This is a genomic window from Brenneria uluponensis (assembly GCF_032395385.1).
GTDB classification, from domain to species: domain Bacteria; phylum Pseudomonadota; class Gammaproteobacteria; order Enterobacterales; family Enterobacteriaceae; genus Prodigiosinella; species Prodigiosinella aquatilis.
In genome coordinates, this window is sequence record NZ_CP135917.1 from 3,910,063 (window position 1) to 3,935,887 (window position 25,825).

Genomic DNA, 25,825 nt, shown 5'->3' on the forward strand with positions numbered 1-25,825 from the left:
AGAGTCTCACTCGTTTATCACAAAGTGAGACTAAAATTGACAGATTATTGACTATTCGTAATAATGGTAAAAATTTTCCCTGGTGTTGGCCAAAATGGCACCTGATCCTTTAAACGGGATCAGTTTTTTTTCACATTCAAAACACTTTATTCTTGTGCAGGAACAATAAAGTTTTTTATCAATGAATGATAGATAGACTAAAGTACAGTCTCACACTGTACTTTATTGGTAAAAGGTCTTCATTTCATCTTCTTCTATGGATTAATAGCTCGCTAATTCAGTGTAACCACCCGGCCACAGGGGGAGACTTCCTTCTTGTCAGATACTGATCTGTCCTTGATTTAATGCCCACCTTGTTTTCAAAGCAGTCAACGAAAGCGAGGTCCCTATGGCAAGACAACAATATACCCTGGAGTTCAAGCGCCGAGCCGTAGCATTACTGTTCGAAAGCGACAAGTCCGTAACCCGCGTGACGCAGCAACCTGATACCAAAGAGAATACACTCCATAACTGGAAAAATGCGGTTAGTGATTTTGAACTTTTGTTTTTGCCAAGGGATACCGCGATATCATCAGGAATATAATGATCTGATCCTGATTGCGGCCAAAAGTTCGATTTATTCACAAAACCCCTTTTTTTACGAGATATCAAAAAAGCGTGGTTTCAAGACTGATTTCTTCCACACGGATGATCCCGGATATGTCAAATCCTTCCATATCAGCCTTGAACTCCTCACTACGCATATATTCCTGATTCAGAGTATGGAGATCACATCCGTCAGGAAGAGTAACAATCGCTATAACCTGACAGGCCTGATCATCTGTGCCAAGATACACGTTGTTAATAAATATACCAAATTTAGGTAGACTTATCAGATGTTTGGGCCAGTGGTGATAAAAGTAGGTCTCCGCAGTACTCTTGTCTTTCAGTGTATAGATTCTGAGTTGTTTCATCGTTAGCGCCTTAAAATTATCTGTTCAGCAGGATGCCAAACCAGCATACAGATACAAAGTTAAGTTGTTTTAACAAAAAATCACACATGACAGGATGAGAATGGGCAGAATTCTCCTATTGTCCAACGCGCGAAGAATAAAAAACGTCCCAAGGTGGTGAAAAATCGTTCACACCAGGATCGTAGATCACCGTCGCCATGCTTAGGTTGTACAGCCAGATTAACCACTGAGGTATCGATTTGCGTGATCAGTACAGCGGGGCAATGCGTGATGAATACCGCTTTTGAACTAGAGGATTTCGAAGCCTGCCCTTCTACCAAAGGGTTGATTTGATGATTCGGCATTGCATTGGTGGTTATCTTTAGCATTTTCAGAAGTATCGCCCCTGCGCTTTATCAAGCCAAGCGTCAAGGACGAGACTACATTTGCGTAGCATAAGATGCCAGGTTAGAGACCGCTGAACCAGTTATACCCCTGATCTTCCCAATATCCTCCCGGATAAGTGTTACTTACCGAGATGGCGACAATATGCTTGGCATTTTTAAAACCCAGCTTGGTGGGAAGGCGCAAACGCAGCGGAAAACCGTAGGAATCCGGCAAAGTTTTACCGCTAAAGTCCAATGCCAGCGTGGTCTGCGGATGCAGCGCGGTGGCCATATCAATACTCGAATAGTAGCGATCGGCACAGCGAAAACCGACAAATGCGGCGTGAAGGTCTGCGCCTATGCGTTGTAAAAAGGTACTTAGCGGTACGCCACTCCACTGACCAATGGCGCTCCAGCCTTCAATGCAAATCAGTCGGGTAATTTGACTTTGTTGTGGCAGCGCTCGCAGTTTCTCCAGGGTCCAGGGTTGTTTGTCAGCAACCCGGCCAGAGACCTCCAGACGGTAGCTCGACAAATCAATCTCCGGCACATTGTCCTCTGGGTAAAAGGCATTGAATGGAAACGGATGGGTTATCTGATCGGCCGCGTAGGTCTGTGCCAACCGCCTACCCCCGAACAACCACCCCTGAACCCGATCGTTCCAGCGGGACATCGCCCAAAGTACTTTGTCCACCTGGTCGCCGTCTTGCATATTGCAGCCGCTAAGCAGGGTCAACGCACCGAGCGTCAGGCCGGAACGCAACAGCAAACGGCGTTGCAAGCAATGCAACTGCTTTTGTTGCGCGGGTTCCAGTTGGAGTTGGGTTCGTGGTGCCGCCGGATGATCATTGCTGCGGTTCTTTTCAAGCTCAGTCATGATTGATTTCCTGTCGTCCACGCTTAGCGTTCGGCTTCGCGGAGCCGGTGATCATTGGCAGCAAGGTCGAGGGAACCATTATCACCATCGCCATATGCACGATGACGAACAGCCCGATGCCGGCCATGGCGAAAAAATGGACATAACGCGCCCGATCAAACCCGCCAAACACCATTACCAAATAGGATAGCTGTACTGGTTTCCAAATCGACAAACCGGACAAAACCAGCACCAGACCACATAGCAGCACCAACAGATAAAGCGCCTTTTGCACCGTGTTATAGCGCCCAAGCCGGTGTTCTAAACGCAGCGTCAAAGCCAGTTTGATATCCACCAGCAACGAACACGGCGTCACCGGTAAAAAATCGTGGCGAAAATGGCCGCTGCACAGTCCCCATAACAGATAAAGCAGACCATTGGCTACCAAGGCCCACATTACCGCCAAATGCCAGGCAATCGCCCCACCCAACCAGCCCCCGAGTGTCAGCGCAGGAGGGAAAGTGAAGCCAAACAGCGGAGACGCATTATAAATTTCCCACCCGCTCATCAACATCGCACCGATAATGGGCACGTTTAACCAGTGCATAATCCGCACCGGCGCGCGATGAATTCGGATTTTAGGCAACTTGGCGGATTTTCCCACAAGACCTCCATAAACCAGACCTTCGTGAACAACACCTGCATGCACCACACTTCGGTGAACCGGCCGAAAAAGCTGTTGGGCATCCCGGCCTGAATGGATATGGCCTCAAGTCGGATTGGATTACATCGGCGGTATAATACCGTTGACGCCGACAATCATCCGCCCCGCAACGATAGGCTTCGAGTCGCCGGCGGCCGGGAATAGAATCACATGGGCGCCCATTTTAAGCAGCGATGAGTCTCCAGATGACAACAACACAACTGGCACATCCTCCGGCACAACGATCTTTTTCTCACCATGTTGATACTTAACGGTCATTGTTCGGCCATTAGCATTCACCAACTGCCCCACCGTGCCGTTGGTCATGGTGCCAACCTTGCCATCCGCGCCTTGCCAGGGTCTGAACCCCTCACCCGAACCACGCAGCACCGGATCAAACACATGGACCTCCAGCGCTTTTAACGTACCATCCGGCTGAGGCGCCGCCGCAGTGCCAATAAAGCTGTCGGGTTTAATGTCGCTGATTTTACCCTGTGTCACTGCGATAAAGCTGGTTTTACTGGTGAATGTCACCTCATGGTTCCCCCCTTTTCGATCGGTTACCTGTAGATGATCGCCACTTATCTTGGTTAGGGTACCGCGTAAAATGGCCATCGATTTGCCCGGTGCATCTGCCGCCATCGCCGCAAAGCTACCTAGCGTTAGGGCTCCCAATAAGATACCTGTTAACATCTTCTGTCTGGTCATTTCCACTCCTGTTATCAGTCTGGCCGAACGCCTGGGCGCCAGGTACAACACTTATACAATGCCGCTCTATCCTGAATCGTAGTTAACATCGTTAGCTTGGCAAACCGACCCGCTCCCCCAGATGACCATTTGATGACAATATTGTCATCAAATAACCGAGGACGAACTGCTACACTGGTCGCTCGGCTGCCATGGGCCGATGATAAACGGCCTGGTTTGCCGGGTGTGGAACGACGAGGACCCCGTGGATGCGTATATTGATAGTCGAAGATGATCACAGCACCGGAGAATATTTGCGCAAAGGACTGGGTGAGGCGGGTTATGGTGTGGATTTGGCTCGCAACGGTACCGACGGACTGTTTATGGCGCTGGAACAAACCTATGATCTGATCGTACTGGACGTCATGTTGCCCGGGCTGGACGGCTGGCAACTTATGGAAATTATCCGTAAAAAAAACGATGTGCCGGTATTATTTCTAACCGCCCGCGACGGGGTGCAGGACAGGATCCATGGTCTCGAATTAGGCGCGGATGACTATTTGATAAAGCCCTTTTCATTTACCGAGTTGGTATTGCGTATCCGAACCCTGCTCCGGCGCGGCGTCACCCGCGAAGAGAATGACTATTGGTTGGCGGATCTGCATCTTGATGTATTACGGCGTAAAGTAACCCGGCGAGATCTGGCGGTTGTGCTAACTAACAAAGAGTTTGCCCTGCTCGCGCTATTTGTTCAGCGCCAGGGTGAGGTTTTATCCCGTACCCAGATAGCGTCTCAAGTGTGGGATATGAATTTTGACAGTGATACCAACGTGGTTGACGTCGCGGTTAAACGCTTACGCGCTAAAATAGACCGTCCGTTTGAATTAAAATTGATCCATACAGTACGCGGTATCGGTTATGTCTGCGAGCCTCGGCAATGAAAACGCCGCCAATGCCATTGCTTTCCCTGACACTGCGTTCGGCACTGCTGTTCGCTGCTGTTGCCGCGCTAGTGGTGAGCATCGTGGGGTTTTACCTGTATGGTGACATCGCCCATTCCATGCGGCGCATGGCCGGCATACATACGTCCGGTCGAGTAGAGTATTTCCGCAATTTGCTCAGTAATCAATTCCCGCTATCCAGACTCAGTGAAAACCCGCACTTATTTGAAAATATGCTGGGCAACGAGTGGGATATTCTGGTTTTCCAGCGGCCCGGACAGCCCCCTTTGATTAATGTCAATCCACGCGGTTATGTCTTGCCTGCTGTCACGCCGGTGCCCGCCGACCAGCCGCTGAACCTGGCAACCGTCCATCTGGCGACAACACCCGACGGCGTGCCGATCCGTTTTGTCAGCGCGCTGGTGGATAATGATGATCAAGAAACAATACAAATTACCGCCGGTCACGTGATGGTCAACGAGACCCGGATGCTGGAACAATACCGTAATCGCATTATTGAGGCGACGATTGGCGCATTTATACTGATAGCAGTAATGGGATATTTGGTTTTGCGTCAAGGTCTCAAGCCATTGCGTCGTATGGCGGCTCAAGCGCGGGGTATTCATCCGGATACGCTTGATACCCGGCTATCGGAGCAGGGTGCGCCCCCTGAACTGCACCAGCTTATCGGATCATTTAACCAGATGCTCGATCGGTTAGCGGACGGCTATCAACGCTTAAGCCAATTCTCGGCTGATTTAGCCCATGAAATACGCACGCCGATCAATGCATTGATGGGGCATTGTCAAGTGGCGCTTTATCAGCACCGTTCTGCGCAGGAGTACAAGAGCGTACTGGTGCGCAACAGTGAGGAGCTAGAGCGTATATCGCGCCTGGTGGAAAATATCCTGTTTCTGGCACGAGCCGGGGAAGCGCATTCGGCGATTCAACCGACGCTGTTATCACTTAACGCCGAGATCACAAGAGTAGCGGACTATTTTGAAGGTCTGGCAGAAGAGCGCGAGCTTTTATTGGATTGCCAGGGCCACGGCCAAGTGTGGGCAGATGCCATACTATTACGCAGGGCACTGAGCAATTTAGTGGATAACGCCATCCGATATGCCAATCAACATAGCCAGATTATCCTGTGCGGCCGCCGTACTGCCGGCGGCTGGCTAATCGAGGTGACTAACCAGGGGCCGGTTATTCCGACACAAAGTATGGACAGGTTGTTCGACCGTTTTTACCGTGCCGATAATGCCCGCACCCGTAGCGGCAATTCCACTGGTTTAGGCTTGTCTATTGTCCAGGCGATTATGACGTTGCATCAAGGCTATGCAACGGCCCGTTGCGATGCTGACGGCACCCTGTGTTTCAGCCTTTACTTCCCTGATCGCCCCCCGCAAACTTGCCCGGTGGAATAGCAATATAATAATGGCCGTATCATTAAAACAGTGTCCCACTAAGGTCCCATCCGAAAAGGCCCTGTCTTTGTAATGTTTGTCACGAAAAAACTGTTATTTTAATGGGTTGTAGCGTCGTTATGTCTGAAGTAACCCCTCCGGTCGCCAGAAATCCCTGTGATGAAGATTATATAACTTTCGCACTCTGAAGAAATACAAGGAGATATTGGATGAAAAATCATAAAGATACCGTCATGAGTGCCGAGGAATGCAAATATTTTCTCAGACGATATTCCTTTGGAACCCTGGTTACCCCCGATCTCCAGATCAGTCACATTCCTTTTATTTTTTCCGGTGAAAATCTGATTGAGACTCATCTGGCGTCAGGCAATCCACAATTGACCTCACTGGACAGTCAAGTCTGCCTGCTAAATGTTCTTGGTCCACATGCGTTTATTTCTACAAGCCATTATCTGGTTCGCCCGGCCGTTCCCACCTGGAACTATGCCTCGGTCAGCCTAAAAGGGATCAGTACACTGATGGCGCCACATGATCTCAGTTTATCGCTGGATAAAATGCTGGCGTTTTTTCAACCGGAACTGATGCAGGATAAGGAGATGCTTCCGGATGAGTTCAGAAAGAAGCTCATGCTTGGAATAACAGGGATAAAAATTGAAGTAACAGAAATGAAAGGTAAGTTAAAGCTGGGTCAGCACCGCAACCAGGCTGACCAGCTTAATGTGTTTAAGCAGTTGGCGGGAAGTCACGAAGAAAATGCCTTATATGCCCATTTTGCACAGCAGTGGCTGAAAAAATTCCGGCCGTCTGTTTTGGATGGTGCCTCTTCATAATGACAGGAATATTCATGGTTTTGAGGGCGGTCCAAGCGAGCAGCTAAGTAAGGTGCGATCTTTATGGGCCGGGCAAAACATACCCTTGAATTAAGGCTGGCAGTGGTAAAGCATTATCGTTCCGGCAAAGACGGGCCGGTATGCTCTCTCTTTTTATTCGGGTTTCACGCAGCGTTTCGGTCGCTATCTAATTCCTGCACATAAGCGGGAGCCATTTTCACTGTCCCCGTTCGAAAATGGCTCCACAGTCTGTTAATAATGACGTTTCAACTTACGTATCGCGCCACCTCGGCCTCTACAGGGGTAGATTAACGTTGTCAGCGCTTGTTCGCCGGCAGCATAAAGCCAGCAAAAAACGCTGACAATTCGTCAAACGCCTGCAACGGCAGGACATGAGCCACATACTGGTCGGGACGTACCACCACAATGGCGCCCGATGTGCGATCTATTCCCCGTACGGAAAAAATATCCTCCCCGGACTTCAGGTCAGGGCAAAATATTTTTTCATAATCAATTAACCCATATTGACCTTTCCGGGGGAGTAAATAGGGAGGCAGATGGTCTATTTTAAGCTCGCTGGCCGGCTGCTGAAAAATAACTCGGATATCAAACACATCATCACAATCGCCGCCCGGTGGGGTGAAACGATTAATCGGGGAACCAATATCCTTATAAAGGAATGAGCAAAGCTGATTGACGGCTGATGACGCCTGATAAGGATCCTCATCAGAGGCAAAGATAAACAAACGCCAGCGAGCATCGCTTTTAATGACATGACCAAGCTGTACCGGTTTGATATCCGCCAGACGAAGGACCGGGGCCGAGTGGAAACGGCTGCCAATGATGAATCCAGAGGCGAGATCCTGCCAGGCGGCTATCCCGGTCAGCCTGGAGGGCTGATAAGTCACCGACATCCCCGCGGTATAGCGACCATGCTGAATAAAATAGCGTTGAAATTTGGGCTCATTACCCTGACTGTCGTCATTAAGTTCTGGTCGTTCACTCATAATTCTCGACCATTCACGATCAAAATTAATCAGATCCTGCGCCACGCTCTGCCGCTCTTCTGAGTAGGTGTGCAGAATCTCCGGCGGACTGATGCCTTTCATCACGGCGATCAGCTTCCAGCCGAGATTAAACGCATCGCCCATGGAAACGTTCATTCCCTGTCCAGCTTTCGGGCTGTGGGTGTGGCAGGCATCGCCACAGATAAAAATGTGGGGCAGTTGATGCGCCACCGCCGTCTGCGGCACCTCATCAAACTTATCGGTCAGCCGCTGTCCGATTTCATACACTGACCACCAGACCACCTCTTTGACGTCAAAGTGATAGGGCTGAAAAATACGCTGTGCCGCGCCAGTCAAATCATCAATGGTGATATGGCGATTGCGGATCCGCTCACCCTCAGTCAGTTTATCCAGTTCGATATAGAGTCGAGTCAGATAACCGCCCTCGCGTGGAATAATAATAATGTTGCCCTCGAAGGCTGACTGAATCAGCGACTTACAGCGTATGTCCGGAAAATCCGTAACGGCCAGGACATCCATCACCCCCCAGGCCTGGTTCGCCGAATCGCCAACCAGCTCGCGGCCAATCGTCTTACGCACCGTACTGCGCGCACCATCACACCCCACCACATATCGAGCGCGAATGGTTATCCGCTCGCCCGTCGGCATGTCGTCAACCAGCCGGGCCAGGGTAACTTCAACAGGGTACGTCGGGTCTGCTTCCGGCGTCAGCACGATGTCGGTCACGCTGATGGAGTAAACTGGCTCCAGACGGGATGGGGATTTACGCATCAACTCCAGGTACATATCGTGAATGCGGGCCTGATTAAGAATCACATGCGGCATCTCTGATAACCCGTCGGCAACGTCCTGGATACGTCCATTGCGGGTAATGGTGGTAGGCGCATTATGGTCAGGTTTCCAGAAGGTAGTCTCATTCACCCAGCAGGCCTGTTTCAATATCTGTCCGGCAAATCCAAACGCATTGAACATCTCCATTGAACGACAGGAAATGCCATCCGCCTGCCCCTTTTGCAGCGGCCCTGGTTTTCTTTCCACAATCAGCGTTTCTATCTCGGGAAAAGCGGCCAGTTGCGCGGCCAGGGTTAAGCCTGCCGGGCCGCAACCGACGATCAGCACATCGGTTTTGTCAGGTAACGTATCCGGTGCTCGTACGTTTTTCCTGCCATCTTTGAACCACTCCGGATCGCCGGGCTGAAAACCATTAAGATGATATTGCATACTCTTTTCTCCATTTAGCGGGCTACAGGCTAGCTATACCGCCGTTCGACCAAAGCAATAATTGAGGGTGTATCGCGCAAGAGAACCAAGGCACTGTGCCCTGAGAAAGCAGGGCCGATCGCCATGCGATCATGCCGTTGGCTCTTTTCCCGCCACTGAATAGATGACCTGCTGATTACGGGTTTTCATAAACTCATCCAGTGGCACGCCTTTCATGGCCGCATAGATATCCAGGTTTGACGCACCGGTTACCGCACCAAACTTCTCCAGTAGGAAAAAACTGGCGCCGTATTGGATCAGCTTGCGCCAGTCGCGTTGGCGTATCATTTCGCATTCCTGTTCGCTCAACTTCGCTTCGGCGAACATTGTCTGCGCATCGTGGCGAAAACGTTCACGCAGTGCAGGCTTAATCAACTGGTATAAAAAACGGTTCAGTCGCAATGCCTCCAGACTGCGCGCCTGGGTAAACGGATAGGAACCCGATAGTTTTTCTATCCCCGCCAGCTGTTCCGCCATCTTGGCCTGATGGCGTTTCACCGTATTCACCGGGAGCGTACCTGACTGATTTTCCAGGATTAATGTGGCAATACCCGTCATGGACGGCAAATAATAGGCCTGATGCTTTTTCACCACATTAGCCGAAAGCGCACCGCGCATGACTAGCCACATAATCTCCTCGGCACCTTCCACTCCACTGAGTTCGGCATACTCTGCAATTGTCATTTCTGTTAAACGTTGTGGGTCATTTACCAACAACTCCATAAACTGCGCGTCCCATTCCACGTTATTAAAACCGCAGCGTTCACCATGTACCTGATGTGATAACCCTCCGGTAGCCACAATCGCCACATTGATATCCTCCGGGTAACTCTCGATAGCGCGACGTAACGCCTGGCCCAGTTTGTAACAGCGTTTTGCGGAGGGAATGGGGAATTGCAACACGCCAACCTGTAGCGGGACGACACGGGTTGGCCAGCCGTCCTTGAATGGCATCAGCGCTGAAAGGGGGGAGAATAATCCGTGATCCAGTGGCTTATCCATAAAGAACGACATATCGAACTCATCGCTCATCAGGCTGGTGCCAATATGGCGAGATAACGCGGCGTCACCTTTCACCGCCGGCAACGCACGCGGACCGCCACCTTCATCAGCGACGTGATACTCATGGTCGATTCCCAGTGAAAAAGCGGAGTAGTGATCAAAAAAAAATGAAGTGACATGATCATTGAAGATATAGACCAGCGCATCCGGCTTTTTCTCGGCCAGCCATTGCTGCATAGGGCCGAAGCCATCAAAAATCCGCTCCCAGGCTCCTTCTTTCTGTTTATCGTGATCAACGGCAAAGCCGATGGTTGGGGTATGAGACACGGCCAGGCCGCCTATGATATTTGCCATAACGATAACTCCACTTATCAGTTATTTAACGTTTGTGACAGCGTAGGGATTTCACCGAGTCCGGCGTCCTTTACTTTTCTGACCCGAGTAATGTTTTTATGCAAAATAATGCTCAGTGCGGCAAAAAACGCCGACAAGGCAAGCACGAAGAAAATCGCTGATTGCCCGGGAAACGCCCCCATCAACAGGCCGCCTAACGATGAACTGGTGATAGCGCCAATGCGGCCAATACCGTGCATCCAGCTCACGCCGGTGGCGCGGATTTCCGTTGGATAATAGCCAGGTGAGTAAACTTGTAGACCGTTCTGCGCGCCATTAATGCATACACCGGTAATAAAAATGATCACGCCCAGCGCCACGCTGCTAAACCCGAGGATCCCTTGCATCAACAGGCAAACAAAACCCATCAGGTAGAACAGACCAATGACATATTTTGTCCGCAGTTTATCCATCAGGATACCGACGATAATGCCACCCAACGGCCCCCCCAACTGAAACAGTCCGGCGATGATGGCGGCCTGTTCAAGTGAAATGCCGCCGGAGTGCATGATGGTCGGCAGCCAGCCGTTAAGCAGATAAATGACAAACAATCCCATAAAGTAGGTCAGCCAGAGGGCGATGGTGCCGCGAGCGTACCCATGGTGGAACAGCTCGGTAATCGAGCTGTTCCGTTTCACGTCAGACTCAGGAATCGTAAACTCGGTGTCGGCAGAAAAGGTGCCACCCATGCGATTGAGCAGCGAGACGATTTTTTTAGGTGCCGTTTGGCGCGATACCAGATTAAGTGCTGACTCGGGTAACAACCAGGTGAACAGCGGCAACATCAGCAAAGGTACCGCCCCACCCAGGATCAACACAGATTGCCAATGATAACGCGCTAGCAAACCTGCCGCGATAAACCCGCCGAGACCAGAACCGATATTAAATCCGCTGAACATCAGCGTTATCATCAACCCTTTACGACGCTCCGGTATATATTCCGCCAGCAGCGTTACGCAGTTGGGCATCACGGCCCCCAGGCCAAGCCCGGCGATAAAGCGTAACAGCGCCATCTGAAGCGGTGAGGCGGCAAAGGCACAGGCAAGACTAAAGGTGGAAAATATCAGTATAGAAAACAAGATAGTACCCTTGCGACCATAGCGATCGGAGAGCGGCCCGGCGATCAGCGCGCCAAGCGCTACGCCAAACATCGCGGCACCCAGGATGGGGCCCATAGCAGCACGGCTCATCCCCCAGTGCTCGATCAAGGCCGGGGCGATAAATCCCATTACCGCCGCATCATAACCATCAAACATAATGATAATCAGGCATAGCACCAGCACACGCCACTGGAAGGCAGTGATAGGCTGTGCGTCAATCCAAGATTTCACGTTGATCAAGTTGTTTGTTTTCATCGGGTACGCTCTCTGTCATGCCGCTAATGGCAGCTATTGGTGTAGTGAGAGAAACTTAACAATCCTGCAAAACGTTAAGCGTACCGGCGAAAAGTGTCTGTCAAAAAAGACTTTTAGAGGTATGAGTTAGGTTTATATTGTGATAGAGATGGCAAAGTTTCAGTCAGGAAAAACCCGGTAACAAACTCTCTATGCGGGCATTTAGTCGAAGGTTTTCAATAAAGGCCATATGAATTTTGTTTAGTCTGCCAAGACAGAGGGGATCAGATTGGCCGCACTACCTCACTGATGCACTGTAACAGCGCCGTCGCGGCTGGCGAATGCAGAGCTCCCTGACGAAACGTCAGGCCTATTTGCCGCCGCGTATCGGGCAGATTCAAACGTAGGGGTTTCAGTATCCCGGCACTGAGTTCATATTCCAACTGGTGAGATGACACCGCCGCCACCATATCCGAATTAAGCAGCAGGCCACGCACGATGGCTAAATCGCCACTTTCCACCACCGGCAAGGGAACGTCCATCCCCAGGGCCTGAAACGCGCGGTCGAGCAGATGGCGCGAAGGGGAGTTATCGCGCGGCAAGATCCACTGCGTGGCATGCAGATCAGTGGAGACCAGCGGGTGTCCCGCCAGCGGATGCTGAGGCCGCGCCAGCAAGATCAGCTCTTCGTCGAACAGCACCTGATTGTGAATATCCAGCACGGCTTCATCCTGCCGCAACGCGCCCAGAATAAAATCAATATCACCCGCGCGTAACTCGGTCACCAATGCACTAAAAGCGCTTTCATTGGTTACCACCTTAACGCCAGGATAGCGCGCCATCAGTAGGCAGATGGCGCGGGGAAGCAAACTGCTGCGGCACAACGGCAGAGCGCCGACGTGTACCGTACCGGTCAGCACCCCCTGATAAGCGGCAATGTCTTCCGGGATGCGGCGTATCTCATTCAGGGCGCGGCTGATGAAGGGAGCGATTTCGCGTCCAGCCGGGGAAGGCATCATGCCTTTAGGCGTTCGCTGAAACAGCAGCATACCAGCCCCTTTTTCCAGCACCTTCAATGCGGCGCTAACCGCTGGTTGGCTGATGCCCAACGCACTCGCTACGCTCTGGGTATGGTGCAAATGGTAGAGCGCCAAAAAAATCTGCAAACGTCGCAAGTTGAATAACCAAATCGGCTCGGCATCGTTACGCCGAGCGGTGTCGTGTTGTCTTAGCCGATGCAACATCTGCGGTGCCTGGTGTAATTCCTGAACGGCGCGCCGGGCGCGTGGCAATACGCATTTCCCCATTTCCGTCAATAACATGCCGCTGGCATGACGTTCAAACAAGAGAACGGACAGCGTAAGCTCCAGATCGCGGATTGAACGGGTAATAGCTGATTGGGTACGAAATAAATTATTGGCAGCAGCGGAAACTGTGCCGCGATCAGCAATCATGCAAAAAGCCCGTATTTGCATGATTTTTATTGGATTATCATCATTTTTATTTTTCATTTCCATACCGTGCAACAGACGAGGGGAAGATCACAACATAAATAAAAATCATAGCCTGCGCAATGAAAGGCATTATCCGCCATTGCTGACTCCATGCCACGATGAAACAAATGGTCAAATCGGGAGTGGACAGTGATGAATAACACAGAAAAAACAGGAAAAAGTGCCCTGGTGGTCAGTGCACATTCTGCTGACTTTGTCTGGCGTGCCGGCGGCGCTATCGCCCTGCATGTGGCGCAAGGCTACAAGGTGCACGTGGTGTGTCTCTCTTTTGGCGAGCGTGGCGAATCAGCGAAGCTGTGGCGCAAGGGCAATATGAGCGAAGAGACGGTTAAACAGACGCGGCGCATTGAAGCGCAGGCCGCAGCAGAGATCCTCGGTGCCAGCATTGAGTTTTTTGACCTGGGTGACTATCCGTTGCGCGCCGATAAAGAGGTCCTGTTTCGTTTGGCCGATGTTTTCCGGCGCATACAGCCGCATTTTGTATTAACCCATTCGGTTAATGATCCCTACAACTATGATCATCCACTGGCGGCCAGCCTGGCCCAGGAGGCGCGCATTATCGCGCAGGCCGAAGGATATCGCCCAGGAGAAACTATCATTGGCGCGCCACCGGTATATTGCTTCGAGCCACACCAGCCCGAACAATGCCAATGGAAACCAGACGTGCTGTTGGACATCACCACCGTGTGGGATAAGAAATACGCGGCGATTCAGTGCATGAACGGTCAGGAGCATCTGTGGGAATACTACACCCGGGTGGCATTGCAACGCGGAGTACAGGCAAAACGTAATGTAGGTATCGCCAGCTCGCGCGTTATCAGCCACGGCGAGGGGTATCAGAGCCTGTTCCCTCGCGTCACGGAGGACCTGTCATGAGCATAACGGGTAAAAAAGGCGTGGTGGTACGCCATATTGAGCGCGCCGATGCGGCGCTAATGCCGCGCTTCGCCAGTTATGGCGTGGCAACGGTACACGAAGCCCAGCAACGCCAGGGTTTACTGAACGTGCGTATCCGTCCCGTGCAACAAGGGAAGAGCATCGCGGGCAGCGCGGTAACGGTTCTGGTTTCACCGGGTGATAACTGGATGTTTCATGTCGCCGTCGAGCAGTGCCAGCCAGGCGACGTTCTGCTGGTTACGCCGACCTCCGAGTGTCACGATGGTTTTTTCGGCGACCTGCTGGCAACGTCCCTGCAGGCGCGCGGCGTGGTGGCACTGGTGGGCGATATTGGTATTCGCGATAGCCAAACGCTGCGCAACATGAATTTTCCCGTCTGGTCGCGCGCAGTTTATGCCCAGGGCACCGTTAAAGCCACGCTGGGCTCGGTGAACATTCCCCTCATCTGCGCCGGACAGTTAATCTATCCCGGTGATGTCGTGGTGGCGGATGACGATGGTGTCGTGATTGTCTCTCGCGAACAGGCCGCTGCGGTTGCGCTGGCGGCGCAGAAACGGGTTGAACTGGAAGAGGGCAAGCGGCGGCGGCTGGCGTCGGGTGAACTGGGGCTGGATATCTATCAGATGCGATCGCAATTGGCGGAAAAAGGCCTGCGCTACGTGGATTCTCTTGAGCAACTACAGAGTGAACAATGATGAAACAGACGCTGCTTCCCTGTGTATTGATGCGTGGTGGAACCTCAAAGGCCGCCTGCTTTTTAGCCACCGATCTGCCTGACGACGGCACCCTGCGCGACCGGGTTTTGCTGGCGGTCATGGGTTCGCCGGATGTCCGACAGATTGATGGCATTGGTGGTGCCGATCCACTGACCAGTAAAGTCGCTATTATCTCGCCGTCGTCACGTCCTGAGGTTGATGTCGATTATCTGTTTGCCCAAGTCAATGTTGATAAGGCGGTGGTGGACTATGGCCAAAACTGCGGCAATATTCTTGCCGCCATTGCCCCTTATGCCATTGAAAAGGGGCTGGTGACAGCACAACGCACGACAACGATAGTGCGTATTTTTATGGTAAACACCGGCCAAATCGCCGAAGCGGTGGTCGCCACACCGGATGGGGTAATAGAGTATGAAGGGGATGCCCGGATTGACGGCGTACCGGGATACGGTGCTGAGCAAATCCTGAACTTCGAAGATACCGCAGGTTCCAGTTGTGGTGCCCTGTTACCCACCGGCCAGGCGCGTGACTGTTTTGATGGCATTGAGGTTACCTGCATCGACAATGGGATGCCGGTAGTGTTGCTGAGGGCGGCCGATCTTGATCGAACGGGCTATGAAAGCCGTGACGCGCTGGATAAAGACGAAGAACTGAAAACCCGTCTGGAATCCATTCGTCTACAGGCTGGAGAGAAAATGCATCTCGGTGATGTGCGCCAGCGAACCGTACCAAAAATGACGCTGATTGCGCCCCCGACTCAAGGCGGCACCTTGGCTACCCGCACGTTTATCCCGCATCGCTGTCACGCCTCTATCGGCGTGCTCGGGGCGGTAAGCGTGGCGACTGCGTGTCTGATTACCGGCAGCGTCGCGGCGGGCCTGGCGCAGGTCGGCACAGAAGAGAAACAACGCCTGGCGATCGAACACCCCAGCGGAGAATTCGGCGTGATGTTGCAGTGTGACGCGAACGGCGATGTCGTGAGCAGCGGATTGATCCGTACCGCTCGTTTGCTGTTTGACGGCAAGGTGGCTATTCCGGGATCGCTTTGGGACGGCAGATGAAGAAGAGAGAATTCCCCCCCGTCAAGAGTTGGGGGGAATCAGGATGTGGATGTATTGTAGAAACGAATAGCACTGCGTCTTCTCAGGACGCCCATTAGCGTTGAAATTGGGATCAACGACGCGTAACCGGCGGCATTTTCCCCGGCCTCCCCCGCTTAAGTGGAATTATTACCTGTAAGTTGCTAGTTGCTAGTTGCTAGTTGCTTATTTTAGAAAGTTCAGAAGGTTATCACGAATAGACGACTTATTTAGCTGTTTCACTATCCAAGGACTGAATACAAAAGGAGTGAGCTTTATTACCGTCAGGAGATCCGGCAAGGCTATCCACTGATGTTCCATTACCTCGTCGGGATTGGGATGAACATCTGATGCGGCATGAGCAGCGAACACCGGGCAATATTCATTTTCAACAATTCCCGAGGCATCCCGAAACATGTAGTGAAAATTATCGTCGATGATAGTTACATTGCTGACTTGCATATTCAGTTCATCACCGGTGCGACGTCGCACCGCCTCCACTGGCCTTTCCCCTGGTAGCGGATGGCCACACACGGAATTCGTCCAGACACCTGGCCAGGTTTGTTTATCTATTGCTCTGCGGGTGATGAGTAATTGGCGCTGCTCATTGAATATATAGCTTGAAAAACCCAGGTGTAGCGGCGTTGCCATGCTATGCACCTCGGCTTTCGCCATTTCTCCAATTACGTTGAAAGATGCGTCCAACAGTACGACATTTTCTCTGTGAAGCATTCCAGTTACTCCTGTATAAGAACAGTGAGCATAATGCCCACTGGGAAATAATTATGACTTCGCCAAAAGAGGAGGAATGACCGGCACTTCAGGTGCGTTATCAATATCCTTCTGCGTCATACGAAAAGCCTCCGGATAATGTTCGCGCTGAGTCCGGCGCTCAGGTTCGGTATCGCGCCAGGTATACAAACAATGCTGGCATTGATATACCGTCCAAATGCCGGTTACTGGCGATTTGGCCATGACTTCAATCTGTTCATCTGTACAACGTGGACATATCATACTTATTCTCCTTAATTACGATTGGCCAGAAGAGCGGTCAATTTCTCCACCCAACGCACTGTTTCAGGCAGGTCTTTTACCGGCTGGCTGTAATGTCCACGCATATCGGGTGCGACAGGTGTGGTAGCGTCAATGATCAACTTGTCGGTGATGCCTGCGGGGCTTGAGCCAGGATCGAGTTCCAACACCGACATGTTGGGTAGTTGCACCAAATCGCCCGCCGGATTCACTTTTGACGAGAGTGCCCACATGACCTGCGGCAGATTAAACGGATCGACATCCTCATCCACCATGATTACCATTTTCACATAACCCAGACCATGCGGCGTGGTCATCGCACGCAGTCCTACCGCCCGGGCAAAACCGCCATAGCGTTTTTTGGTGGAGATAATCGCCAATAGACCGTGGGTATACATGGCATTAACTGCTTGTACTTCGGGAAATTCCGCTTTTAATTGCTGATAAAGAGGCACACAGGTCGCCGGCCCTATCAGATAATCAATTTCAGTCCAGGGCATGCCAAGATAAAGAGATTCAAAAATCGGCTTGGTGCGATATGAAACTTTATCGATACGCACCACCGCCATATTGCGTCCCCCCGAGTAGTGGCCGGTGAATTCTCCAAAAGGCCCTTCAATTTCACGTTTACGCCCTTCGATCACGCCTTCAAGAATGACTTCCGACCCCCAGGGCACATCGAAACCGGTCAGCGGAGCGGTAGCGATAGGATACGGGCGTTCACGTAACGCGCCGGCCATTTCATACTCCGACTGATCATATTTAAGGGGGGTGGCGCCCATCAGCGTGATAATGGGGTCATTGCCCAAAGTAATCACAATGGGCAAATCTTCACCCCGCTCTTCCGCTTTATGCAGATGCAAAGCGATGTCATGCATCGGCACCGGCTGCAAACCCAGCTTACGTTTGCCTTTGACTTCCATGCGGTAGATACCCACATTCTGTTTGCCGAAGTGATTCGGATCGAGCGGATCACGGCTAACCACGCAGGCTTTGTCGAGATAGAAGCCACCATCGCCATCGTTCAATCGAAATAGCGGCAGAATGTCGAACAGATTAATGTCTTCACCGTCCATCACATTTTCCGCCCAAGCTGGGTTCTCGCGACGCTCCGGTGCCACTGGAAAATTATCCCAGCGACGGATGAATTCATCAATTTGCTGCTTCACTGGTGTGTTAAGGGGCAACCCCAGTGCGATAGCATGGTTTTGCCACGAGCCAATGGTATTCATGACAACATGTGCATCCCTGAATCCACTGATGTTAGTGAACGAAAGTGCCGGCGCGCCTTCGCCGATACGTCCGGTGGAGTTCGCCGCCGCCGCGATATCGGGCTCGGCCTGCACCTCTTCGCTGATGTTGAGCAATTGTCCCTGCTCATCCAGCGCCTTTAAATAACTACGCAGATCATCAAATGCCATTTTTAATCCTCATGTCTCAGGTCATTATTCAGTTTTGAATCTCGCAACCCTTGCCAGCGTCGCGCCTTGGGATAATCAAGGCCGAACTGATCGAGAACGCGTGCAACAATGTGGTCTGTCACATCCTCAATGGTTTCGGGATGGTTATAAAAAGCCGGCATAGGAGGGACTATCGCCACCCCCATGCGTGACAAGGCCAGCATGTTTTCCAGATGAAGGGTGCTGAGAGGCGTTTCGCGGGGGACCAGGACAAGCTTACGTCCCTCTTTCAATACCACATCTGCAGCGCGCCCGATGAGGCCGTCGGCATAACCGGCACGGATACCGGCCAGGGTTTTCATACTGCAAGGAATAATGATCATACCGTCGGTATGAAAAGAGCCTGAAGAGATCGACGCAGCCTGGTTTGCCGGGCCGTGCACCACATTCGCCATATCGGCTACATCGCGGGTAGTGTAAGGTGTCTCAAGCTCAATAGTAGTTTTGGCCCACCTCGATATGACAAGATGGGTTTCAACCTCAGATATCAATTTAAGCGCCTTTAGCAAGGCAATGCCTAAGGGCGCACCTGTCGCGCCAGTGATCCCAATAATTAGCCTCATGGCATTTCCCCTACATATTGTTCGTATAAGAACAATAATTCACGATACCCTGTTATCTCGCGACAAACAAGCTAGCCATAAAAAAAGTTCTTACACGAACCTGATGGCAATATTTTACTCACTCACAGATTACTCAATCAGGCGGGTATTGCTGTAGCCACCACTTTTTGCGATGGTACGGCCACAGTTTGAATTGATGAAATCACGTTACAATGACAAAAGTTCTCAGAAATATCCCATTTCACCTGATGCGACAGCTTTTCCAGGAACATACCTCGCTATGGCAAAAATTGCTGCCTGAACTCACTAAGCAACAATATGTCGTGCTCTGCGTCGTCGCCGAGCAGCCGGGAATTGAACAGATGGATTTGATTGATGCGGCGCTCAGCACCAAGGCCACGCTGGCTGAAATGCTAAAGAGGATGGAAAAAAAAGGCCTGTTAGTAAGACATCAACGTGACGATGACAAGCGCCGACGCTTTATCTTTCTGACCGACAAAGGGCTACAGGTATTGCAACGCGCCCGTCCGGTGGCCAACGATATTGACACTGCGTTTCTGTCACGAATTTCTGCCAATCAACGCGATGACCTGGTGTGTCTGCTGAAGGCCATGTTGGATACTTAAGGATCTTCGCATATCCTCGTAGCGAGTTGATTCCCTGGCCTGTGTTAGATCACCAGCTTCCATAGCGCTGACCCACATCCTGAAGACTAACCTGTTGAGCCCATATAATATAAGGATTCGCGGAGACCCAGGTCACATTTAAAAAATATCGTAACTGGAATATGAATTTAAACAATTTTATTTCCATTCAAAAATCATAAATATGTAGTTAAAAATAGGACTATTTTATTCTGGAATAAGGGGTTCTGTATGAAAATTAGTGATGGCAACTGGTTAATCCAGGATCACTTAAATCTGATATCGCCTGTTCACCTCTTTGAGTACCAACGTACCAGAAATAATGAAATTACCGTGTACGCTTCGCCTGTCGACGGAAAAATCAGAGAGAATCAAATTGGCTCTCCCCTTTTTACTATCACGCTAACAGCACCGATAACTAATGTAATTGGCGTTCGTTATGCGCACTTCAAAGGTAAAAAAGACAAAGGCCCACACTTTGAACTAGCGGAAAAACATGTCCAATTTGAAGTAACAGAAACCGATGATGTGCTGATCGCTCAAAACGGTACCTTAGAAGTTCATATAGAAAAAAGCAGTTGGGGAATTAGCTTTTATCATAATGGTGTTGAAGTTACTAAATCCACGACGACATCATCAGGCTATGCAATGGATAAGCAAGCCGGCAAGAACTACTTTTTTGAACGTCTAGATCTTGGTGTTGGTGAACTGGTTTACGGATTAGGTGAGCGTTTTACTGCCCTGGTCAAAAATGGTCAACAAGTTGAAACCTGGAATAAAGATGGTGGCACCAGTACAGAGCAGGCTTACAAAAACATCCCATTTTATATGACAAACAAAGGTTACGGTGTTTTTGTTGACCACCCAGAAAATGTCTCCTTCGAAGTCGCATCAGAAAAAGTATCCAAAGTTCAGTTTAGCGTTGAAGGTGAATCACTTTCATATTACGTGATTGATGGCCCTACGGGTAAAGACGTATTAAATAACTATACCCAATTAACCGGCCGTCCAGGTTTACCACCAGCCTGGACATTTGGTCTTTGGTTAACGACCTCATTCACAACCAATTACGATGAAGCTACTGTAAACTCATTTATCGATGGCATGATCGAACGTGATATACCTCTTCACGTATTTCACTTCGATTGTTTCTGGATGAAACCATATCAGTGGTGTGATTTTCAGTGGGATGACAAAACATTTCCAGATCCAGAAGCAATGCTCGCTCGCCTAAAAACAAAAGGCTTGAAAATTTGTGTTTGGATCAACTCTTACTTAGGTCAAAAATCACCATTATTTGAAGAAGCGGCACAAAAAGGTTATTTGCTTAAGAACCTTGAGGGTGACATATGGCAGTGGGATCACTGGCAAGCAGGAATGGGTATTGTAGATTTCACTAACCCAGAAGCATGCAAATGGTATGAATCCCATTTAGAACGACTCATCGACATGGGCGTCGATAGCTTCAAGACCGACTTTGGTGAACGTATACCAACAGACGTTCAATGGTTTAGTGGCGCATGCCCTCAAAAAATGCACAACTACTATACCTTCTTATACAACGCATTAGTGTATCGAGTTCTAGAAAGAAAATTAGGCCAATATCAAGCAGCACTATTTGCTCGCTCAGCAACTGCCGGTAGTCAACAATTCCCTGTCCATTGGGGAGGGGACTGTTATGCCACGTATGAATCAATGGCTGAAAGCTTACGAGGTGGCCTATCACTCGGTCTCTCAGGGTTCGGCTTCTGGAGTCATGATATTGGTGGATTTGAAAATACCGCCCCAGCGCATCTATATAAACGTTGGTGTGCATTTGGTTTGCTATCAAGTCATAGTCGTTTACATGGTAGTAAATCTTACCGTGTGCCCTGGGCATATGACGAAGAGTCTTGTGATGTAGTAAGAAGCTTTACCAAGCTGAAAGCTAATTTAATGCCCTACCTGTACTCTATGGCTCATAAAGCAAAAGAGACTGGCACCCCAATGATGCGTGCTATGTGGCTTGATTTCGAACAAGATCTAACTACGCACAACCTTGATCTTCAATACATGCTAGGTGATAACCTGCTAGTCGCTCCAGTATTTAGCGAAAAAGGAGATGTAAATTACTATCTGCCACAAGGTAAATGGACGCATCTTCTAACGGGTGAAGTGGTTGAAGGTGGTAAATGGTATCAAGAAACTTACGATTTCATGAGCCTGCCTCTATATATTCGCCCTAATACCTTGTTAGCTTCTAGTGTTGATCAAACAGCAGTGGATTATGACTTTATTGCTAATGCTCAATTCCACTTGTACCAACTGTCTGATGGTCATACCTCTCATGCTCGAATCATCAATCCTGATAATAAAACAGAAGCCACTGTTTATGTGACCCGTAATTCAACGGACTTAGATGTGACGGTTGAAGGTCAAATAACAAATCTAACGCTACAACTACATGGGCTGAAACCACACAGCTTAAGTGTGTCTGGCACAATTCAAAATGAGCGGGTTTCTATTGAAGCAATAACTGAGGCTGAAATACATCGCTTCCAAATTAAATTGGAAGCATAAAGGAAATAATCTGATGACTAGTTCAACTCAACCTACACAACTAACTGAAAAAATATCTTCAAAGGAGAAAATTGGCTACGGCATGGGGGATGCTGCCAGCCATATAGTATTCGACTCCTGTGTCGCTATCTTAGCTTATTTCTATACTGATATTTATGGGTTATCCCCGGCAATCATGGGTACTATTTTTTTAGCAGTACGCTTATTGGATGCTTTTACTGACCCAATTATGGGCGCCATTGCAGATAATACTGTTACTCGCTGGGGACGTTTCCGCCCATATTTATTAATCATCAGTATTCCATTTGCTGTTAGTACAATATTGGTATACACAGTTCCAGATTATGGCGAAACGGGGAAAATCATCTTTGCTGTCGCAACCTATGTCTTCATGACGTTAATGTATACTGCGATTAATATCCCTTATTGTTCTTTAGGTGCAGTTATTACGGCTGATCCAAAAGAGAATATGTCGCTTCAATCATATCGCTTCGCTATTGCTCCAATTGGTGGCGCTTTAGGTACAGCGGCAATTCTTCCGCTAGCCGACTACTTGTCTCCCGGGGATAGAGCTGCGGGCATCCAGATGGCAATGGCTATTTTCGGTGTGCTTGGCTGCTTAATGTTCTTATTCTGCTTTTCATTTACAAAAGAACGTGTTCAGCCCCTAAGCGAAGAAAACATGGATATTATTCGTGACTTGAAACTCTTGGTTAAAAACGACCAGTGGAGGATTCTTGCAGTCTATAACTTCACCATGTTGGTATCCTTGGTCATTCGTGCCGGTATGATTTTGTATTATGTTACTTACATATTGAATAAAGATACTGATATAGCCTCATATTTCCTATTAGGCACAACGATATTCAGCATGTTGGGCAGCCTCATTGCCAAACCATTTAGCGACCGTTTCTGTAAAATCCAATTATCTATCTGGAACAATATATTACTAGGTTTAGCCGGATTACTATTCTTCGTGATTCCTGGAGACGACTGGATAGTAGCACTATGTTTATACCTATTCTTACAAACACTACAAGGTGCAAATGGCCCACTACAGTGGTCAATGATTACAGATGCTAACAACTATGGTGAATGGAAAACGGGCCGTCGTATTACAGGGATGAATATTGCAGCTAATATTTTTACCATTAAACTTGGTGTTGCCGTTGGTGGTGCTCTAATTGGATGGGGGCTTGCATGGTTTGGTTTTCAAAGCGCGGTTGACGGCAAACCAATACAGCAGACACAAGAAACTCTGAATGGTATTTTGATTATCTTCACGGTATTCCCAGCGATTTTATACTTAATTACAGGTCTATACCTGAAATTCAAACGCTATGATTTAACAGAAGGTAAAGTGAAAAACATCATACATGACTTAGAGCATGGACGTTTTTCTAATAAAGTAAACGAGCCAGTTCCCCCGGAGCCAAAGTAGTTGAGAAGATCCCCTTTCCGGGATTTCATCCTTAATTTAGGAAGCTGGAGCCTCTCCATGTCGCAATGAAACACTGAGAACAGAAATACTGGATATGTATCTATTTAAGGCATTGTCAGAGATGTGATATTTAATAGAAAACTGGCGTACAGAATATAACGCAGAGCGGCTACACAGCCCATTCTGAAATCTGCCGCCGGTTATTTATGCACGACAAAAACAGATCGCTTCTCTTTGATCAACCAGGCCGAAATTGTAATGTCACCAGCTAAATAACTATATGGACGTTGCCGGTACATATTCAATACAGTGTCCATCCTGAAAAGCGCCGATATGAGCAAATGCGGCTTCTCCAAAGTGCATCCCGGCAACCAAGAGTTTCTCTCTGGCGGCTGATTCCAGAATCATTTTACGTGTTTTTACCGCCTGCCCGGGGTCGTAATCAAAGGCGATGGTGACATCCGGATGTAAAACCTGAATATAGGGAAAATGAACGATATCGCCCCAGATCAGCAGGCTCTCTCCACCCGAATCAATGCGGTATCCTGTATGCCCTGGAGTATGTCCGGGTAACAGAATGGCCCGGAGGCCGGGAACCACGTCATCCTCATCCAAGAGGTGCAGATTCTGACGGTATACGTCAAGAACACGCCGGGCCAGCGAAAAATTACCCTTTGCCCTTTCACTCGCCCCATATAAATTATCGTCATTCAGCCAGTATGCAGCTTCACGCGGATGAATGCAGAGTTTCGCGTCGGTAAACACGCTGTTGCCATCAGAATCGATCAGGCCGCCAATATGATCAGGATGCCCGTGAGTCAGAAGGACGGTATCAATATCCTGTGGGTTAACTCCTGCGGCAAGCAGGTTATTTACCAGTCTACCGCCCTTCTGGTTCGGGCCTCCGGTGCCGGAATCTATAAGGATAGTTCTCCCCATACCACGAACAAGATAACAATTAATATGAATATTACCAGGAACTGCAATACTGGCAGATCGCTGTATATGTTCAGCTTTATCAGACTCAATGCCGGATAACATATTCAGGTCTATGGCCATGTCACCATCACTGATTGCCATAACGGAAAAACTACCAATACTTTTTGTCACCAAGGGGAAATTGCTCATCGTCAGGTCTCCTGAATGCTGAGTGTTAATTGCGCGAATATATCTGCGATGGTGCAGATCCAAAGCAGCGGATCCGCGCCATCAGGCCGATCTCCTGCTGAATTACAGCCTCCAGGTCGCTCATGAAAGATGCCATAACTTCCGGTGTACGGTGCGGTTCAAGGCGGTAGCGGACTTCTGCATAAACCGGATGCCCACGTCCGTGCCGGATGGCAATGTATATGATGTGTACTTTATCCGGTTCAGCTTGCAGTATGCCCGTGCAGAGCTCTGCGCACCGATGAGTTAGCGCAGGAAGTCCGGTTAATTCATCGAATTTATCGTCAGAGATATAGAAAGAAATATTTGGCATCAGGAATCTACTCTATAGGAGAAACAGAACCGTTTTTCAGTTGCTTCGTCATCGGTTCGTAACGGTAAATACCTGCGGAAGAACCAGAAATAAGTCCTGAATCTTTCTGTGACAACACGTAGAGCCAACGTTGTGCCGGTGATTTTTCGAGCCCCACTGCCCGTAATTCAAGCGGCATCACCCCTATTTCACATTCAAGAAAGTCAACAGGGGATAGGCTAAGTACCATAATCTCATTTTCCGCAACAGCTGGCGCGGCATTCACGCCATCATAGAGATTCCGGTGCCAGTCTGAAATATGCCGCTGCCAGCGGGAAAAATTTCCGCCACCTTTTTGTCGGTATTCCTCACTGTCAAGCACACCAGGATCCCGAACAGTATGGATAGCCAGATACACAGGACATCCGTCGGTAATAGCCCTAAACCGTTGAGATGTACTGAATCCGGTTACTGAGACAAGCGCCGGTAACTTCTCTGAACTATAAAATTCATTCCATCCGGTTTCACTGTCCGGGTCGGTATAAGTGCATTCCACCGTATAAAACATTAACTGACCTCTTCTCTTACTCGTGAGCCATACGCTGACTCATATTGCATAATGATGTTTAGTCATGCTACATGTCAGAATACACGGCAGAAATCGATTTAATCTCATCCTTCAGTG

General features: G+C 49.5%; 25 protein-coding genes and 1 pseudogene. 11 read left to right on the plus strand and 15 right to left on the minus strand.

All coding sequences use genetic code 11. The features are described from left to right. Positions 1 to 388: 388 nt before the first annotated feature. Complete coding sequence (locus RS889_RS18175) at positions 389 to 583, plus strand: transposase (protein ID WP_315708252.1); 195 nt, start codon at positions 389 to 391, stop codon at positions 581 to 583. A gap of 64 nt (positions 584 to 647) precedes the next feature. Here the strand turns inward: RS889_RS18175 and RS889_RS18180 are convergent, their stop codons facing one another. The 4 genes from RS889_RS18180 to RS889_RS18195 form a co-directional block, all read right to left on the minus strand. After that, on the minus strand, positions 648 to 953 hold the full coding sequence (locus RS889_RS18180; RefSeq protein ID WP_315708253.1) for a hypothetical protein: 306 nt from the start codon (positions 951 to 953) through the stop codon (positions 648 to 650). 447 nt (positions 954 to 1,400) lie between these two features. After that, positions 1,401 to 2,195 carry a molybdopterin-dependent oxidoreductase gene (locus tag RS889_RS18185; protein ID WP_315708254.1) on the minus strand — a complete coding sequence of 265 codons (795 nt, stop codon included), beginning with the start codon at positions 2,193 to 2,195 and terminating at the stop codon, positions 1,401 to 1,403. After that, positions 2,188 to 2,781 (minus strand): cytochrome b/b6 domain-containing protein, encoded by a 594-nt coding sequence (locus tag RS889_RS18190; RefSeq protein WP_315708255.1) that lies wholly within the window; start codon positions 2,779 to 2,781, stop codon positions 2,188 to 2,190. Before RS889_RS18190 ends, RS889_RS18185 begins: the two co-directional genes overlap by 8 nt. Positions 2,782 to 2,958: 177 nt before the next feature. Further along, entirely contained in the window at positions 2,959 to 3,585 is a 627-nt protein-coding gene (locus RS889_RS18195) for a hypothetical protein (RefSeq protein WP_315708256.1), read from the minus strand. Between the two features lie 248 nt (positions 3,586 to 3,833). On the opposite strand from RS889_RS18195, the gene RS889_RS18200 reads away from it, so the two are divergent. The 3 genes from RS889_RS18200 (at position 3,834) to RS889_RS18210 (ending at position 6,759) form a co-directional block, all read left to right on the plus strand. After that, complete coding sequence (locus RS889_RS18200) at positions 3,834 to 4,505, plus strand: heavy metal response regulator transcription factor (protein ID WP_315708257.1); 672 nt, start codon at positions 3,834 to 3,836, stop codon at positions 4,503 to 4,505. Then, complete coding sequence (locus RS889_RS18205; protein WP_315708258.1) at positions 4,502 to 5,929, plus strand: heavy metal sensor histidine kinase; 1,428 nt, start codon at positions 4,502 to 4,504, stop codon at positions 5,927 to 5,929. Before RS889_RS18200 ends, RS889_RS18205 begins: the two co-directional genes overlap by 4 nt. A gap of 209 nt (positions 5,930 to 6,138) precedes the next feature. Continuing rightward, on the plus strand, positions 6,139 to 6,759 hold the full coding sequence (locus tag RS889_RS18210; protein ID WP_315708259.1) for an FMN-binding negative transcriptional regulator: 621 nt from the start codon (positions 6,139 to 6,141) through the stop codon (positions 6,757 to 6,759). 317 nt (positions 6,760 to 7,076) lie between these two features. Here RS889_RS18210 and RS889_RS18215 read toward each other — a convergent pair whose 3' ends face one another. From RS889_RS18215 to RS889_RS18230, 4 genes are all read right to left on the minus strand, one after another. After that, the gene (locus RS889_RS18215; RefSeq protein ID WP_315708260.1) at positions 7,077 to 9,008 is read right to left on the minus strand and encodes an FAD-binding monooxygenase; all 1,932 of its coding nucleotides are present in this window, start codon (positions 9,006 to 9,008) and stop codon (positions 7,077 to 7,079) included. A gap of 129 nt (positions 9,009 to 9,137) precedes the next feature. Continuing rightward, positions 9,138 to 10,403 carry a gallate dioxygenase gene (locus tag RS889_RS18220; RefSeq protein WP_315708261.1) on the minus strand — a complete coding sequence of 422 codons (1,266 nt, stop codon included), beginning with the start codon at positions 10,401 to 10,403 and terminating at the stop codon, positions 9,138 to 9,140. Positions 10,404 to 10,420: 17 nt separating this feature from the next. Further along, positions 10,421 to 11,797: an MFS transporter gene (locus tag RS889_RS18225; protein ID WP_315708262.1), complete on the minus strand. Its 1,377-nt coding sequence runs from the start codon at positions 11,795 to 11,797 to the stop codon at positions 10,421 to 10,423. Positions 11,798 to 12,060: 263 nt separating this feature from the next. After that, positions 12,061 to 13,287, minus strand: coding sequence for a LysR family transcriptional regulator (locus tag RS889_RS18230; protein WP_315708263.1), 1,227 nt, complete (start codon positions 13,285 to 13,287; stop codon positions 12,061 to 12,063). Positions 13,288 to 13,422: 135 nt separating this feature from the next. On the opposite strand from RS889_RS18230, the gene RS889_RS18235 reads away from it, so the two are divergent. The 3 genes from RS889_RS18235 to RS889_RS18245 are packed head-to-tail and all read left to right on the plus strand — an operon-like array spanning position 13,423 to position 15,964. Further along, positions 13,423 to 14,166, plus strand: a complete 744-nt coding sequence (locus RS889_RS18235; RefSeq protein WP_021014688.1) for a PIG-L deacetylase family protein — start codon at positions 13,423 to 13,425, stop codon at positions 14,164 to 14,166. After that, complete coding sequence (locus RS889_RS18240; protein ID WP_021014687.1) at positions 14,163 to 14,882, plus strand: 4-carboxy-4-hydroxy-2-oxoadipate aldolase/oxaloacetate decarboxylase; 720 nt, start codon at positions 14,163 to 14,165, stop codon at positions 14,880 to 14,882. The genes RS889_RS18235 and RS889_RS18240 overlap by 4 nt, the downstream gene beginning before the upstream one ends. Continuing rightward, positions 14,882 to 15,964, plus strand: a complete 1,083-nt coding sequence (locus RS889_RS18245) for a 4-oxalomesaconate tautomerase (RefSeq protein ID WP_315711110.1) — start codon at positions 14,882 to 14,884, stop codon at positions 15,962 to 15,964. Before RS889_RS18240 ends, RS889_RS18245 begins: the two co-directional genes overlap by 1 nt. A 204-nt stretch (positions 15,965 to 16,168) precedes the next feature. Here the strand turns inward: RS889_RS18245 and idi are convergent, their stop codons facing one another. Genes idi through RS889_RS18265 form a run of 4 tightly spaced genes read right to left on the minus strand, consistent with a single transcriptional unit; the run spans position 16,169 to position 19,037 of the window. Beyond that, a complete protein-coding gene (gene idi, locus RS889_RS18250) occupies positions 16,169 to 16,714 on the minus strand; it encodes an isopentenyl-diphosphate Delta-isomerase (protein ID WP_315708264.1) in 546 nt (181 codons plus the stop codon). Between the two features lie 51 nt (positions 16,715 to 16,765). Next, entirely contained in the window at positions 16,766 to 16,996 is a 231-nt protein-coding gene (locus RS889_RS18255; RefSeq protein ID WP_315708265.1) for a non-oxidative hydroxyarylic acid decarboxylases subunit D, read from the minus strand. A gap of 11 nt (positions 16,997 to 17,007) precedes the next feature. Next, positions 17,008 to 18,435 carry a non-oxidative hydroxyarylic acid decarboxylases subunit C gene (locus RS889_RS18260; RefSeq protein ID WP_315708266.1) on the minus strand — a complete coding sequence of 476 codons (1,428 nt, stop codon included), beginning with the start codon at positions 18,433 to 18,435 and terminating at the stop codon, positions 17,008 to 17,010. Between the two features lie 2 nt (positions 18,436 to 18,437). Then, on the minus strand, positions 18,438 to 19,037 hold the full coding sequence (locus RS889_RS18265) for a non-oxidative hydroxyarylic acid decarboxylases subunit B (RefSeq protein WP_315708267.1): 600 nt from the start codon (positions 19,035 to 19,037) through the stop codon (positions 18,438 to 18,440). Between the two features lie 212 nt (positions 19,038 to 19,249). Here RS889_RS18265 and RS889_RS18270 point away from each other — a divergent pair, with 212 nt between their 5' ends. From RS889_RS18270 to RS889_RS18285, 4 genes and pseudogenes are all read left to right on the plus strand, one after another. Further along, complete coding sequence (locus RS889_RS18270; protein WP_315708268.1) at positions 19,250 to 19,663, plus strand: MarR family winged helix-turn-helix transcriptional regulator; 414 nt, start codon at positions 19,250 to 19,252, stop codon at positions 19,661 to 19,663. 249 nt (positions 19,664 to 19,912) lie between these two features. Continuing rightward, positions 19,913 to 22,240 carry an alpha-xylosidase gene (gene yicI / locus RS889_RS18275; RefSeq protein ID WP_315708269.1) on the plus strand — a complete coding sequence of 776 codons (2,328 nt, stop codon included), beginning with the start codon at positions 19,913 to 19,915 and terminating at the stop codon, positions 22,238 to 22,240. Positions 22,241 to 22,253: 13 nt separating this feature from the next. Next, positions 22,254 to 23,681 (plus strand): glycoside-pentoside-hexuronide (GPH):cation symporter, encoded by a 1,428-nt coding sequence (locus RS889_RS18280; protein WP_315708270.1) that lies wholly within the window; start codon positions 22,254 to 22,256, stop codon positions 23,679 to 23,681. Positions 23,682 to 23,745: 64 nt separating this feature from the next. Continuing rightward, a pseudogene (locus tag RS889_RS18285) lies at positions 23,746 to 23,865 on the plus strand (integrase core domain-containing protein); the annotation flags it as partial. 92 nt (positions 23,866 to 23,957) lie between these two features. On the opposite strand, the gene RS889_RS18290 reads toward RS889_RS18285, so the two are convergent. The 3 genes from RS889_RS18290 to RS889_RS18300 are packed head-to-tail and all read right to left on the minus strand — an operon-like array spanning position 23,958 to position 25,708. Continuing rightward, positions 23,958 to 24,809 (minus strand): MBL fold metallo-hydrolase, encoded by an 852-nt coding sequence (locus tag RS889_RS18290; RefSeq protein ID WP_315708271.1) that lies wholly within the window; start codon positions 24,807 to 24,809, stop codon positions 23,958 to 23,960. A gap of 25 nt (positions 24,810 to 24,834) precedes the next feature. Then, positions 24,835 to 25,161: a hypothetical protein gene (locus RS889_RS18295; protein WP_315708272.1), complete on the minus strand. Its 327-nt coding sequence runs from the start codon at positions 25,159 to 25,161 to the stop codon at positions 24,835 to 24,837. Positions 25,162 to 25,168: 7 nt separating this feature from the next. Then, entirely contained in the window at positions 25,169 to 25,708 is a 540-nt protein-coding gene (locus tag RS889_RS18300) for a sugar ABC transporter (protein ID WP_315708273.1), read from the minus strand. Positions 25,709 to 25,825: the final 117 nt, after the last annotated feature.